Annotated in this window: 17 protein-coding genes and 2 pseudogenes; 5 read left to right on the forward strand and 14 right to left on the reverse strand. The window is 40.5% G+C overall.

The genetic code is table 11. The features are described 5' to 3' along the window. From atpC to F606_RS0119865, 11 genes are all read right to left on the reverse strand, one after another. Window positions 1–278 (reverse strand): ATP synthase F1 subunit epsilon (gene atpC / locus F606_RS0119815; RefSeq protein WP_019554299.1); only part of this gene is annotated, 278 nt, incomplete at its 3' end. Window positions 279–281: 3 nt separating this feature from the next. Then, complete coding sequence (gene atpD, locus F606_RS0119820; RefSeq protein ID WP_019551799.1) at window positions 282–1,694, reverse strand: F0F1 ATP synthase subunit beta; 1,413 nt, start codon at window positions 1,692–1,694, stop codon at window positions 282–284. A gap of 15 nt (window positions 1,695–1,709) precedes the next feature. Then, entirely contained in the window at window positions 1,710–2,567 is an 858-nt protein-coding gene (gene atpG, locus F606_RS0119825; protein ID WP_019551798.1) for an ATP synthase F1 subunit gamma, read from the reverse strand. A gap of 20 nt (window positions 2,568–2,587) precedes the next feature. Next, on the reverse strand, window positions 2,588–4,105 hold the full coding sequence (atpA, locus tag F606_RS0119830) for a F0F1 ATP synthase subunit alpha (protein ID WP_019551797.1): 1,518 nt from the start codon (window positions 4,103–4,105) through the stop codon (window positions 2,588–2,590). Window positions 4,106–4,131: 26 nt separating this feature from the next. Next, entirely contained in the window at window positions 4,132–4,671 is a 540-nt protein-coding gene (locus tag F606_RS0119835) for a F0F1 ATP synthase subunit delta (protein ID WP_019551796.1), read from the reverse strand. Continuing rightward, entirely contained in the window at window positions 4,665–5,168 is a 504-nt protein-coding gene (atpF, locus tag F606_RS0119840) for a F0F1 ATP synthase subunit B (RefSeq protein ID WP_019551795.1), read from the reverse strand. Before atpF ends, F606_RS0119835 begins: the two co-directional genes overlap by 7 nt. A gap of 84 nt (window positions 5,169–5,252) precedes the next feature. Beyond that, a complete protein-coding gene (gene atpE / locus F606_RS0119845; RefSeq protein WP_019555620.1) occupies window positions 5,253–5,504 on the reverse strand; it encodes a F0F1 ATP synthase subunit C in 252 nt (83 codons plus the stop codon). A gap of 50 nt (window positions 5,505–5,554) precedes the next feature. Next, window positions 5,555–6,226: a F0F1 ATP synthase subunit A gene (atpB, locus tag F606_RS0119850; RefSeq protein WP_019555621.1), complete on the reverse strand. Its 672-nt coding sequence runs from the start codon at window positions 6,224–6,226 to the stop codon at window positions 5,555–5,557. A 169-nt stretch (window positions 6,227–6,395) separates the two neighbouring features. Then, entirely contained in the window at window positions 6,396–6,824 is a 429-nt protein-coding gene (locus F606_RS0119855; RefSeq protein WP_019555622.1) for a universal stress protein, read from the reverse strand. Window positions 6,825–6,842: 18 nt separating this feature from the next. Continuing rightward, window positions 6,843–8,015 carry an ABC transporter permease gene (locus F606_RS0119860; RefSeq protein ID WP_026329515.1) on the reverse strand — a complete coding sequence of 391 codons (1,173 nt, stop codon included), beginning with the start codon at window positions 8,013–8,015 and terminating at the stop codon, window positions 6,843–6,845. Beyond that, the gene (locus F606_RS0119865; protein ID WP_019555624.1) at window positions 7,996–9,108 is read right to left on the reverse strand and encodes an HlyD family secretion protein; all 1,113 of its coding nucleotides are present in this window, start codon (window positions 9,106–9,108) and stop codon (window positions 7,996–7,998) included. Before F606_RS0119865 ends, F606_RS0119860 begins: the two co-directional genes overlap by 20 nt. A 370-nt stretch (window positions 9,109–9,478) precedes the next feature. Here F606_RS0119865 and F606_RS0119870 point away from each other — a divergent pair, with 370 nt between their 5' ends. Further along, on the forward strand, window positions 9,479–9,889 hold the full coding sequence (locus tag F606_RS0119870) for a MarR family winged helix-turn-helix transcriptional regulator (RefSeq protein WP_019555625.1): 411 nt from the start codon (window positions 9,479–9,481) through the stop codon (window positions 9,887–9,889). 120 nt (window positions 9,890–10,009) lie between these two features. After that, window positions 10,010–10,230 (forward strand): annotated as a pseudogene (locus F606_RS23765) (IS30 family transposase); the annotation flags it as partial. Window positions 10,231–10,246: 16 nt separating this feature from the next. On the opposite strand, the pseudogene F606_RS23770 reads toward F606_RS23765, so the two are convergent. The 3 genes and pseudogenes from F606_RS23770 to F606_RS22505 all read right to left on the reverse strand — a co-directional run. Next, window positions 10,247–10,564, reverse strand: a pseudogene (locus tag F606_RS23770) (aminotransferase class III-fold pyridoxal phosphate-dependent enzyme); the annotation flags it as partial. A 20-nt stretch (window positions 10,565–10,584) separates the two neighbouring features. Beyond that, complete coding sequence (locus F606_RS22500) at window positions 10,585–10,782, reverse strand: transposase family protein (RefSeq protein WP_211210118.1); 198 nt, start codon at window positions 10,780–10,782, stop codon at window positions 10,585–10,587. 11 nt (window positions 10,783–10,793) lie between these two features. Further along, window positions 10,794–11,069 carry a transposase family protein gene (locus tag F606_RS22505; RefSeq protein WP_026329517.1) on the reverse strand — a complete coding sequence of 92 codons (276 nt, stop codon included), beginning with the start codon at window positions 11,067–11,069 and terminating at the stop codon, window positions 10,794–10,796. A 400-nt stretch (window positions 11,070–11,469) separates the two neighbouring features. Between F606_RS22505 and tnpA the strand changes: the two genes are divergently transcribed. From tnpA to F606_RS0119900, 3 genes are all read left to right on the forward strand, one after another. Next, window positions 11,470–11,838, forward strand: coding sequence for an IS66 family insertion sequence element accessory protein TnpA (gene tnpA, locus F606_RS21825; protein ID WP_019555627.1), 369 nt, complete (start codon window positions 11,470–11,472; stop codon window positions 11,836–11,838). Then, entirely contained in the window at window positions 11,835–12,191 is a 357-nt protein-coding gene (gene tnpB, locus F606_RS0119895; RefSeq protein ID WP_026329518.1) for an IS66 family insertion sequence element accessory protein TnpB, read from the forward strand. The genes tnpA and tnpB overlap by 4 nt, the downstream gene beginning before the upstream one ends. A gap of 46 nt (window positions 12,192–12,237) precedes the next feature. Next, a partial coding sequence (locus F606_RS0119900) for an IS66 family transposase zinc-finger binding domain-containing protein (protein ID WP_019555629.1) occupies window positions 12,238–12,846 on the forward strand: 609 nt, incomplete at its 3' end.

Below are 12,846 nucleotides of genomic sequence, written 5' to 3' on the forward strand. Positions count from 1 at the left end.
GCACGATTGATATCAATATTGATTGGCAGTTCAGCCGCCGATGCTAAGATCGTAATCTTATCTGGCTGCACTTCCATAAAACCGCCGCTCACAGCAATAAGCTGCTCACCAGCATCTGTCTTAGCCCTCATAGCATGAGGAATCAATCCAGTAATAAGCGGAGCATGATGCGGTAAAATGCCAAGTTCACCACCCGTACTACGGACAATAAGCATATTAACATCGGTTGTATAAACAACTTTTGTTGGAGAAACAATTTCCAGCTTTATTGTAGCCATGAATTATTCCCCCTTTTTCATTTTGCGATCTGCTTCTATAACCTCATCAATAGTACCAGCCATATAGAAAGCGGCTTCTGGAATATCGTCATGTTTACCTTCTAAAATTTCTTTAAACCCGCGAATCGTTTCTTTCAGTGGAACATATTTCCCTGGTGAACCAGTAAATACTTCCGCTACGAAAAACGGCTGGCTTAAAAATCTTTGAATTTTACGCGCTCTGGCAACAACGAGTTTATCATCATCTGATAATTCTTCCATACCCAAAATCGCAATAATATCCTGCAATTCTTTGTATTTCTGAAGGACTGCCTGTACACCACGAGCTACTTCATAATGATCTTCACCAATAACATGAGGGTCAAGAATACGAGAAGTAGAATCCAGTGGATCCACTGCTGGATAAATACCTAATTCGGCAATTTGACGAGAAAGTACTGTCGTTGCATCCAAATGGGCAAATGTTGCAGCTGGAGCGGGATCTGTCAAATCATCAGCCGGTACATATACGGCCTGTACCGAAGTAATAGACCCTTTTTTCGTTGATGTAATACGTTCTTCAAGCGCACCAACATCGGTTGCCAGTGTAGGCTGATACCCAACTGCAGACGGCATACGACCGAGCAATGCAGATACTTCAGACCCAGCTTGAATAAAACGGAAAATATTATCAATAAACAAAAGTACATCCTGACCTTGTACGTCACGGAAATATTCTGCCATCGTAAGACCTGTTAATGCTACACGCATACGAGCACCTGGTGGTTCATTCATCTGTCCATAAACAAGTGCTGTCTTATCAATAACGCCGGATTCTGTCATTTCTGACCACAAATCATTACCTTCACGCGTACGTTCACCTACACCAGCAAATACGGAGTATCCACCATGCTGTGTTGCAATGTTATGAATCAATTCCATAATCAGAACTGTTTTACCAACACCAGCACCACCGAACAAACCGATTTTACCACCACGGGAATACGGTGCAATAAGATCGACAACCTTAATCCCCGTTTCGAGAATCTGTGTTGAAGTTTCCTGTTCGTCGAATTTTGGTGCAGAACGATGAATTGACCAAAATTCTTTATTGCCAACCGGCGCTGGATTATGATCAACCGTTTTACCAAGTACATTAAATACTCGACCAAGGGTTTCATTCCCAACAGGTACTTTAATTGGAGATTTCGTATCGACTGCTTCCATTCCACGAGTCAAACCATCGGTAGAACTCATTGCGATACAACGAGTGACACAATCACCCAAATGCTGCATAACTTCAACTGTCAAATCAATCTTCACTTCACCTGCGACCCCCTGAATGGTGATCGCATTTAAAATTGCTGGTAGTGAATCCGCTGGAAATTCAATATCTACGACAGGTCCAATGACCTGTACTACTTTACCATTAGCCACTATAAGAAAACCTCCTTACTTCAAGGCTTCCGCACCACCCACGATTTCTGTGATCTCGCGGGTAATGTTTGCCTGACGCACTTTATTATAATGCAAGTCTAATTTGTCAATGAGTTCTTCGGCGTTGTCCGTTGCATTGCTCATCGCAGTCATACGGGAACTTAGCTCACTTGCGGAAGCTTGGAGTAACGCCGCATATATTGTTGTTACCAAGTATTGTGGTAATAAGAATCCTAGCACTTCACCAGCGGATGGTTCATAAATATATTCTCCACTTGATGCATCCTTTTCACCATCTCCAAGATCGTCAAACGGCAATAATTTAATCGTTGTCGGAATGGAGGTGATTGCCGAGATGAATTTTGTATATACCATATAGATTTCATCACATTCACCTGCTGTGAATTTTTTGATGAGATCCGAAGCGATTTCGCGCGCATTATCATACGTAGGGCGTTCGCTGATACCGGTATATTGACTCACGATACTGTAATGGCGGTTGACGAAATGATCTCTCGTTTTTCTGCCGACCGTGACTAAATCCACTTCGGATTTGTTTGAAATATGCGCTGCTGCTTCTTTAAAAACATTACTGGCATAAGCACCAGCAAGACCTTTATCCGAGGCAAGCACGAGATAGAGTTTTTTTCCATCTTGACGCACTTCGAGCAGCGGATGGCTGAATTCGCCGCCTGCATTTGCCGCTACATCGGCAATAACCTGACGCATTTTATCAGCGTATGGCTTATTGGCCACTGCCGATTCCTGTGCCCGGCGCAAGCGAGCTGCAGCTACCATTTTCATGGCTTTTGTGATTTGCTGGATACTTTTTACGCTTTTTATACGACGGCGTATGTCTTGTAAACTAGCCAATTAAAAATCACCTCGCTGCATTATGCTTTCTTATAAGAAAATGTTTCCTTAAATTCACCAATTGCCTTGTTGATCTGTTCTTCAAGGGCATCGTCGAGTTTTTTCTGTTCAATAATTTTTGCACCAATTTCAGCATGCGTGCTATTCATGAATTTGAGGAAGCCCTGATGGAAGCGCACTACCTGATCTACTGGAATATCCGCTAAAAACCCTCTTACTGCGGTATAAATAATCAGTACCTGATCTTGTACTAAAAGTGGTGAATACTGTGCCTGTTTCAACGTTTCTACCATACGTGCACCACGATCGAGCTGATCTTTGGTAGCTTTATCAAGATCCGAACCAAACTGCGAAAAAGCAGCAAGTTCACGATATTGAGCAAGGTCAAGACGCATACGCCCGGAAACTTGTTTCATCGCTTTAATCTGAGCACTACCACCAACACGTGATACCGAAAGACCTACATTGATAGCCGGTCTAATCCCAGAATAAAACATTTCTGTTTCAAGCATGATCTGACCATCTGTAATTGAAATAACATTTGTCGGAATATATCCGGAAAGATCGCCTGCCAAAGTTTCGATAATTGGCAGTGCCGTAATGGAACCTGCACCAAGTTCATCTGATAACTTTGCCGCACGTTCCAAAAGACGAGAATGTAAATAAAATACGTCCCCAGGGTATGCTTCACGACCTGGTGGTCTACGAAGCAATAAGCTCATGGCACGATAAGCTGCCGCATGTTTCGAAAGGTCATCATATACGCATAGACCATGCTGGCCTTTGTACATGAAATATTCCGCAATTGCCACACCGGCATAAGGAGCCAAATACTGAAGTGGTGCACTATCTGCAGCCGTTGCAACAACAACAACTGAATATGCCATAGCGCCCTGATCTTCTAATGTTTTTACCACACGAGCAATTGTCGATGCTTTCTGACCAATTGCTACATAAACGCAGAAGCAATCCTGTCCTTTTTGATTTAAAATTGTGTCAATCGCAATTGCTGTTTTACCAGTACCACGGTCACCAATGATAAGTTCACGTTGTCCACGACCAATTGGCACCAAAGCATCAATTGCTTTAATCCCTGTTTGCAATGGTTCATGTACTGATTTTCTATCAGCGATACCAGGAGCCGGATATTCAATCGGACGATTTTCTGTCGATTCAATAGGCCCTTTGCCGTCAATTGGACGACCCAAAGCATCCACCACACGTCCGATCATTGCTTCACCAACAGGTACCTGCATGATACGGCCAGTTCTTTTAACCGTGTCGCCTTCTTTAATAAGTACATCGCCACCGAGAATAACGGCGCCGACGTTATCTTGTTCAAGGTTTAATACTAAACCATAAATATCGTTACCAAAGTCAAGTAATTCTCCCGCCATAGCTTTTTCTAAACCATGGATGTGAGCAATACCATCACCAATTTCGATAACAGTTCCTACATCATCAACATTCAGATCCACATCATAGTTTTTGATCTGTTCCTTGATAATGGCTGTTATTTCTTCTGGATTCATTTTCATACTACTCTGTCACCCCAATCTACAAGTTAATTTGCCATTAATTGTTTTTGTAATGATTGCATCTGGCGTATTATGCTGCCATCGATAAGTCTATCACCGATTTTTACAACTACACCGCCGATAATGCTCTGATCTATTTTTGTCCGAACCACAACTTTTTTCCCTGTAGATTCTTCCAATTTTTCAATCAGTTTTGCTTGCTGCTTTTCATTTAAAGCAGATGCTACCGTAACTTCTGCATGAATGATATTTTGAGCAGCATTTGACAGAGTTTGATATTCTCTGACAATTTCTTGTAATAAAACTTCACGACGTTTGTCGATGAGCAGCATCAAAAAATTATAAACTGATACAGACAGTTCTTCCTTAAACAGTTTAGCGCAAAGATCTTTTTTTGCATTTGGCTGAATTTGAGGGTTCACTAAAAATGAGGCTAATTCTTTATGTGCATCAATTTCGCTGGCAACTGTTTTTAGATCAGTGCCATATTCATCGATTTTACCATCATCTTGTGCTACTTCAAAAATTGCCTTCGCATATTTATTTGCCAACTGCATGTTTAACATGGCAAACCACCCATTTTGTCTTTGTCTAGTTTATCGATGAATTCACCAATCAAGCGATCATTAGCTTCTGTATCAATATTGCTGCCAATAATTTTTGTTGCTGCAGCCATTGATAAAGCGACAACTTCGCCTTTTAACTGGGCTACGGCCCGCTCACGTTCGTGAACGATTTCTGCCTGAGCGGCTTTGCGCATTTGATCGATCTCACGTTTTGTTTCATTGATATGTGCTTCGCGCTCTTCTTGCGCTCTTTTAATCGCCTTATCTACGATTTCTTGTGCTTGTATTCTAGCGGTTGCAAGCTGATCATGGTATTCCTTCAGAAGTTCCTGTGCTTTAAGCTCATCTGCTTCTGCGGATTCAATGCTTTTCGCAATTTGATCTTCACGCTCTTTTAAAACTTTCATCAAAGGTTTATAAGCAAATTTTGTTAAAATTGCTGCCAAAATTAAAAAGTTAAAAATCTGTGCAACCAAAGTCATATTAATGTCAACCATTCTGCTGCCTCCTTATCTCACGTATAAAGTGGGCGACGGCATTCTTATGCTGTCGCCCTCACATAAAAAGTCTATGACAATTCATTATTTGATTAATGGATTTGCATATAACAGAACGATGGCGATAACAGCTGCGATAATTGGCACAGCTTCGATCAAACCTACTGAAATTAATGTGTTAATGAACAGAACATTTTTTGCTTCTGGTTGACGAGTTAAGCCCTCAATAAATTTAGACGTAACCAAACCATTACCAATACTTGCCCCTACTGCTGCTAAACCAATAGCTAACCCTGCTCCTATTAAAGCAGCTACTACCATAATTGCATTTTCCATCGAATAAAATCCTCCTTAAAATAATTAAAAATATTGTTTTTTAACGCTTCTTAGTGATTGTCTTGTTTTACTGCACTGGCCAAATAAGCCATGGACAGCATTGTAAAAATAAACGCCTGAACCCCGCCTACAAAGAGGCTGAATGCGAGCCAAACCACACTTGGTATCGGCATCCAAATCGGTACTAACATCAGCAGGATAATAATGAGTATTTCCCCCGCCAGTATATTACCAAATAGACGAAATGCCAGTGTAATAGGTTTTGCCAGTTCTTCAATAAGATTGATGATGACAAACGGTGCAAACGGCTGAAAAAAGTGTTTGATATAGCTGAAGCCTTTAAAATAAAGCCCCAACACATGTACCATACAAACAATCATCAGTGCAAGACCAAGTGTTGTATTCAAGTCACTCGTTGGCGATGAAAGCGTCGGTATCATACCAAGCCAGTTTGACGTCAGAATGAACATGAACAAAGAGATTAGCAGCGGTGCTACTAGTTTGCCTCTTTCCCCCATCGTAGCATTGATCTGACTCTGCAGCCCTGTAATAATGATTTCCAGGACATTTTGCCACCCTTTCGGAATGACATGCAGACTGCGTGTTGCCAAAATGGCAATAACAATCACAACCGCCATCGCAAGCCAGGTCATGTACAATGTATCCATGTTGAAACTAAATCCGGCAATCTGTGCTACGTGACGAACACCGATTTCATGCATACATATCACTCTCCCTATTTTTATAGTATCGAAATATTTAAAACCATTTTCAATTTATTGGACACCTACTCTATTTATCCCAATTTAACGACTCACACGTTCGTCTTTTAGGCTCATATCCTAGCTCATCAGCAGTTTCGGTTTTCTGTATAATGACTCCTGTTCTTTTTTACCTCACAACAAGCACAGGACAGTCCGCATGGTAAAGCACATAACGGCTTACACTTCCTATGAGGATTTGCTTGATTTTCCCTAATCCACGATTGCCCATAATGATAAGATCATATGATCTGGCCGCACAAAAATCAATAATCGTCGAAGCCGGAGATCCAATATTCATAAATGTACAAACCTCCACCCCGGGCACCACCTTTGCTGCTGCTTTTTTTAGCAATAAATATGCTTCTTCTTTGATTTCCACAGGAATATATCCACCTGCAATCACACGATCCAGAGCTGGAATATTCACGCTGAGGTCCAAAACATAAAGAATATCGATATGTGCCTTGCAAATTCCCGCCATATAGACAGCCTGGTCCAATGCCCGCCAACTTTGCTCAGAGCCATCCACTGGAACCAATATCGTATCAAGTTTCATCCATCATTTCTCCTCTTATCATATGTTCTTGCTATCTGCTGCATCCAAAACTAACAACATTTTTTGTCGTTGCCGGAAAAAGCGCAGACTAAAAATAGCTGCGAAAATACCTAAATAAATCAAAAATCCACCATATTCCGATGCACAGTCCCAAAAGGAAGCTCCACGCATAATAATATCTTTAGTAAATTTATATACCCAAAGCAACGGAAAAAAGTGCGACCCCACCTGCACCCAGTGAGGATAAAAATCTACTGGTATCGTCATACCGCTGAAAATAAAACCCGCTGGTACAATGAAAATCATACGACCGCTTGCCATGCCCGGATTTGGTGCATTCCAGCCCAGGAACATCGCCAAGATGCCAAGAGATGCTGCCAAAATAAACATTGATGGCACGAAAAGCATAAAACTCCCCTCAAATTTGAGATCACCTATCAAACGAAGCATTACCAACCCCACCACATTGGCCCCCACAAAGCAGAGCATATAAGGCACCAGCCGCAGCATTGTTGCAAATGGACTACCCATCAGAAGCTCCATCTCCCATTTTTTCTCTAACCGCAATCGTGGGATAATGCCAATAACAGCTAAGGTGAAAAACACACTAGAAAAAAAGAACATAAATCCTATAACAACTGTATCGTCATAGGAACCGACTGGGTTGAAGAGTTCTCTCTTATTAAGCGAAATATTGCTTAGCACGCCACTTGCCTGATCACTACTCATACCCAAGGCCTGAATCTGTTCAGAACCAATTTTTGCATTTTCCGTGGCTACTATTGCATTCAGAGCCTCTTTTATATTACTGGACTGCGACAAATTCGTATTGTCATAAAATACACCTATGTTATTCGCCGACATACTATAACGATTCTTCTCAAAGCCCTTTGGCAAGTACACCACTGCCAGATGACGAGTCTGGTAAAAGAGTGTCTGTGGATTAACTGGCATGTTGAGCACTTTATCCACATGGATGTACGACGATGCATTCATCTCGTCAATAAATTCATGACTATATTTAGAATTATCAATGTCAATAACGGCTATTTTCCCCTTCTCGATATAATTATTTGAAAAACATGCCATGAAAATCGAAGTGACGACTACAATCACCATCAGAGAGACCTTCCCATAAGGCATCCCCTCACCTGAGAAGAAATACCGTAACTCATCTTTTAGTGAATTCATCTTTGTTCACCTCAATGGTCATTCCCGGCAAAAGTCCATCCTGTACTTCCACATAAATACGCACTTGAAAAGCACTTAAATCGGCCTGACTTTTTTCCCGACTCATCTTAAGATCCGCAAAGCCCGGTGCTGCTGTAATAAAGCGCACTGTTCCAGCAGCAGCCAGATTTCCTGCAATAGAATGCCCAGTAATCGTATCCTCTTCATGCAAGTTTGCCGCTTGTTGCTCGTTCAAGTAAATATCATAGTAATAGCGCTTACTTTCTATGAGAATTACCGGCGTATTTGCTGAAATCATTTCACCTTTTTTCGCAATGATTTTGAGAATTTTCCCATCTTCTGGAGCCCGCAGTGTCAAGCGGTCCTTCTTGACCAAAAGTTCCTTGAGCTGGATCTCCAGCGTTTTTTTCTGCTGTATAAGATTCTCTACATCGTTTTGCTCATTGCTAAGTTCCTGACGCTGTTCGATGATCGTTGGTAAAGCGATGCTATCCGTATTTGTCTTATCATCAGCACCGGCCAGCAACTTCTTCAACAGCTGCTGCTGCTGTGCGGCATCAGCTGCTGAAACATCAAGATTCATCTGTGCGGCATCAAGTTCCGACTGTGCAACAGCCCCAGAAGCTACTAATGCAACTTTTCGATTATAATCAAGTAATTTATTCTGATACGTTGCTGAAGCTGCACTCACCGCAGCCTTCTGTTGATCAATCTGTCGATGTGTCTGCTTTTCATCCGTATCAGCCTTCGTATAACCGTTATCAATTGAACCGCCTTTCGACTTAATCTGTGCATCAACTTGAGCAATCTGTGTCTTCATCTTATCAATCGAAAGATCAACATCTGTACTATCGAGCTCCATTAGTACATCACCCTTTTTGATTTCCTGCGATTCCTTAACTGCCTCATTCACTAATCGTCCCCCCACCGAATCAAAAGAGACTTTAACCTGTTCTGCCGTCAAAATACCATCTTTTTTTTCTACAGCAAGCACTATGGCATCATTTCCTTTGTATGTCAATAATAGACCACCAACAAATAAAACACCTAAAAAAATTATTCCCATAGACCCTGATTTTCGTTTTAAATTCATTATTAACCCCTTACCTAATTAGATAAACTTTTAAAAAAATGTACAGCTTTAAATTACGTCGTTTACGACATATATAAAGGGATTTCAGCAAAGAAGCTCCTCGTATAACACAACTTGGCATACTGTGCTTACTACATTGTCGCATCTCGAAATTCCAAATTAAGTCGCAAGCGACATATATGCATTTTTCACGACCTTCTTTCAGCTCTACTATTTTATCCCATGCCAGTAAAACTTCAGCTGACAAGAATTCACTATAATACTCTAAATTTTATTTGTCAATAAAATTATTTTTCGCTTTAAAAATGCCGTTGACAAATAATTTGATCTTCTGTATAATAAGTCGCAAACAACCTATGAGGAGATTATCATGGATTTAATGGATATCAAAATACTCAATACTGCAATCGAACGTGCTCTGAACCGCAATATGGATCCACTCGATTTAACCTATGCACAGGCAAGTGTTATCGGTTATCTCGCTCGAAATCAAAAAAAAGACATCTGTCAAAAAGATGTTGAACGTGCGCTAGGTCTCACACATCCCACCATCAGCAGTATCCTTAATCGGTTGGAGCGAAAAGATCTCGTCACCACTGCCCCTTTCGACAAAGATCACCGTTACAAAAAAATTCTACTCACGAAAAAAAGTCTAGCTTTGCATCGACAGATCGAAGAATCTATCGAACATCTTACACAGCAAATCTTTAACCAAGTCCCACAAAGTGACCAAAAATTATTTTCACTCGTGATTTCTGCTATGATTAAGAATCTCTCATAATAAGCATAAGGTGTTGAACTGAAAAATATATACGCAAAAATTCATTTAGGATGATTCACATATCAGCGCAATATCAATATGTCAAATCTGAAGCTACCAGTGATTGCAGCTTCACTTCCCCCCTACTCATCCTTTGAAAAAGGTACGAAGAACGGCACAATGGCTGATTCGACGTTTCCTGCCAAAGGGTACGCGAATGAGTGATTGTAGTATTGAAACCATTGCTTTTCTCGAAGACTGGTGCACTGCCAAGGAAAATACTAAGCTACAGAACGCCAGAGGAGCTTTTCGAAAGAGAAATGGATTTCCTCCATATGTCGTTCCATGTGCACCTATATTGAAGGCCGTCACCACTTTTTTACTCGTCACAATAGCCGAGATCGGCATTCCCCCACCCATATTTGCCATAGATAAGATGTCTGGTTTTACACCATAATGCATAAATGCCATCACTTCACCAGTTCGACACCATCCCGTCTGGACTTCATCAAACAGAAGCAATAAATTATGTTCATCACATAATTTACACAAGCCATCCATAAACGCTTGTGTAGCTGCTCGTACACCGCCTTCACTTTGAATCGGCTCAATCATAATAGCAGCTGTATCCTTCGTAATCAACTTTTTAAAGGACGCCAAATTATTGAAATCTTCATATGAAAATCCCGGCAGCATTGGTTTAAATCCTATTTACATTAAAATTCCTCTCCATCTGCATTTCCTTTGAATTCATCAATAGACAATACTTCTGGTAGCTGTGTGGATATATAGGCGACATGATCGAAAAGACGTAATGCGGTCGTAACAGAGACGTTGGTGTCCCTAGCAATCGCAGAAGCAGACTTCACTTGTGCAAATTGAGAAATAATAAATTGTTTTAGCAAAGTCGTCATTCGTTGATATTTCAAAAGGAAAGGATTGGCTTCAAAAAAAAACGTTTTGAACAATACGAACAGACATAGCGTCGTTTACGCAGAAATAAATCATAATGCGTATGGAGTAAGGGAAGATGTTTTATTTTTTGAAGGCGATAATCATGAACTTTTTGCGTCTGCTGCCCACAGGATGGGCATATGTGGAGTTTACGTGGCAATTGAACCGTCAGTGAATTTTCTGTAACATTTATAATAGAAAGGTCTTCCAAGTCTAAGAAAAATGTAGTAACCTGAATATTGAGCATAAATGATAACCCCTTTCGATTAGTGTGTGGTAACTTTAATTGTAAATGAGTTATTTTCACTGTATGCTCTCTTTTTATGCAAAAAAAAGGTGCCACACTAATTTCTTATTGCGACACCCCCTTTAGTTTCGGCTTACGGGCCTCAACTCGCTGAAGCGTATAATAAGCATAGCAGCCATTCAATATATATTCATATTCTGAGTATATATTGAATGGCTACTATTTTTATATACACTTTTTAGTTGTACGCTTACGAAAAATGCACTTCCTTTTTCCGTAAGCGTCAACTAAACCATCACCTGTACAATCAATGTGCATCATGAGAAAATACATTCAGGATATCTAAATTAGAGCTTTTTAGATTCTTTTAGAGGCTAAAAAACTCGAAGGGAGTCTAATCATGGATGTACAAATCGTAACACATGAAGTTCGGTTGCAAAAATGGACCGATATTGTAAAAACTTGCCGAAGCAGTGGTAAAACCATTAAAAAATGGTGTGCTGACAATGACATCGACATTAAAAGATACTATTATTGGCAGCGAAAAGTATATCTTCAAACATGTCGAGAATTGGAAAACGTTCAAAAATCAATACATACTACGTTCCCGTGTGACGAAACCCCCGTATTCGCTGAAATCAACCTACCTAAAAATAATACTGGCAACATAGCAGTTAGTATTCATCGGGATACTATGCAAATCAATGTATATTCTGGTGCTGATGCTGCAACCGTAGAAACTGTATTTGCCGCACTTAGACAATTATGATCGGCGATATTTCTCGTGCGGAGCATATCTATGTGGCCTGTGGTCATACAGATATGCGAAAATCTATCGACGGTCTTGCGGCTTGCGTACAACAAAGCTTTCACCTAAATCCATTTTCTAGCACACTGTTTCTTTTTTGTGGACGGAGAAGAGACCGAATTAAAGCCCTCTTTTGGGAAGGCGACGGCTTTGTACTTTTGTATAAACGTCTAGAAAAAGGAAGTTTCCAATGTCCAAAAAGTGAAGATGACGTTAGGAACATTACGCAACAACAACTGAGATGGCTTATGGAAGGTCTAAGTATAGATCAACCGAAAGCACATAAAAAAGTTAATGAAATTCAAATTATTTAGCAAAATAAAGTGTTCCCGTCCTGAAAAATAGAGTATAATCTATTTTATGGAAAACATTATGGAATCAAATACAACAACAACTAAAGAAATGATTTCTATTCCGCGTGATGAATATGAAGCTTTAAAGGCGCAAAACAAGGAACTGGCTCAACAAGTACAATGGTTGATGGAACAAATGCGTCTTTCAAAACAGAAGCAGTTCGGTTCTTCCAGTGAAAAGAGTAAATACGATACATTAAATTTATTCAATGAAGCAGAGGCAACTACAGATCAAAGAATAGCCGAACCTGAATTGAGTGAAGTACAGAATTATCATCGTAAAAAAATGCGGGAAAGCAACGATAAACTGCCTGACGACTTACCTGTAGAGATTATCGAACATTTTTTACCAGCAGATGAACAGGAGTGTCCGGAATGCGGGACGGAAATGCACATCATGGGCAAAGAGATCCGTCGCGAACTTAAGATTATTCCGGCAAAGGCGATTATTGTGGAGCATATCGATTATGTTTATGCCTGCCGTGATTGCGAGCACACTGGGTACAATGTGCCGATTATTAAGGCACCAATGGGTAAACCTGTAATAAAGAAAAGTTTTGCCTCGCCTGAGGCTGTTGCACATATTATGACACAGAAATTTGCAAACGGTCTGCCA

The sequence above is a fragment of the Propionispira raffinosivorans DSM 20765 genome (assembly GCF_000381065.1).
Classification (GTDB): Bacteria; Bacillota; Negativicutes; order Selenomonadales; family Selenomonadaceae; genus Propionispira; species Propionispira raffinosivorans.

Excerpts from the sequence above, each read along its gene's own strand:
- atpA (WP_019551797.1), bottom strand. The coding sequence starts at position 4,105 with ATGAAAATGAATCCAGAAGAAATAACAGCCATTATCAAGGAACAGATC.
- F606_RS0119835 (WP_019551796.1), bottom strand. The coding sequence starts at position 4,671 with ATGTTAAACATGCAGTTGGCAAATAAATATGCGAAGGCAATTTTTGAA.
- atpF (WP_019551795.1), bottom strand. The coding sequence starts at position 5,168 with ATGGTTGACATTAATATGACTTTGGTTGCACAGATTTTTAACTTTTTA.
- atpE (WP_019555620.1), bottom strand. The coding sequence starts at position 5,504 with ATGGAAAATGCAATTATGGTAGTAGCTGCTTTAATAGGAGCAGGGTTA.
- atpB (WP_019555621.1), bottom strand. The coding sequence starts at position 6,226 with ATGCATGAAATCGGTGTTCGTCACGTAGCACAGATTGCCGGATTTAGT.
- F606_RS0119855 (WP_019555622.1), bottom strand. The coding sequence starts at position 6,824 with ATGAAACTTGATACGATATTGGTTCCAGTGGATGGCTCTGAGCAAAGT.
- F606_RS0119860 (WP_026329515.1), bottom strand. The coding sequence starts at position 8,015 with ATGAATTCACTAAAAGATGAGTTACGGTATTTCTTCTCAGGTGAGGGG.
- F606_RS0119865 (WP_019555624.1), bottom strand. The coding sequence starts at position 9,108 with ATGAATTTAAAACGAAAATCAGGGTCTATGGGAATAATTTTTTTAGGT.
- F606_RS0119870 (WP_019555625.1), top strand. The coding sequence starts at position 9,479 with ATGGATTTAATGGATATCAAAATACTCAATACTGCAATCGAACGTGCT.
- F606_RS22500 (WP_211210118.1), bottom strand. The coding sequence starts at position 10,782 with ATGACGACTTTGCTAAAACAATTTATTATTTCTCAATTTGCACAAGTG.
- F606_RS22505 (WP_026329517.1), bottom strand. The coding sequence starts at position 11,069 with ATGCTCAATATTCAGGTTACTACATTTTTCTTAGACTTGGAAGACCTT.
- tnpA (WP_019555627.1), top strand. The coding sequence starts at position 11,470 with ATGGATGTACAAATCGTAACACATGAAGTTCGGTTGCAAAAATGGACC.
- tnpB (WP_026329518.1), top strand. The coding sequence starts at position 11,835 with ATGATCGGCGATATTTCTCGTGCGGAGCATATCTATGTGGCCTGTGGT.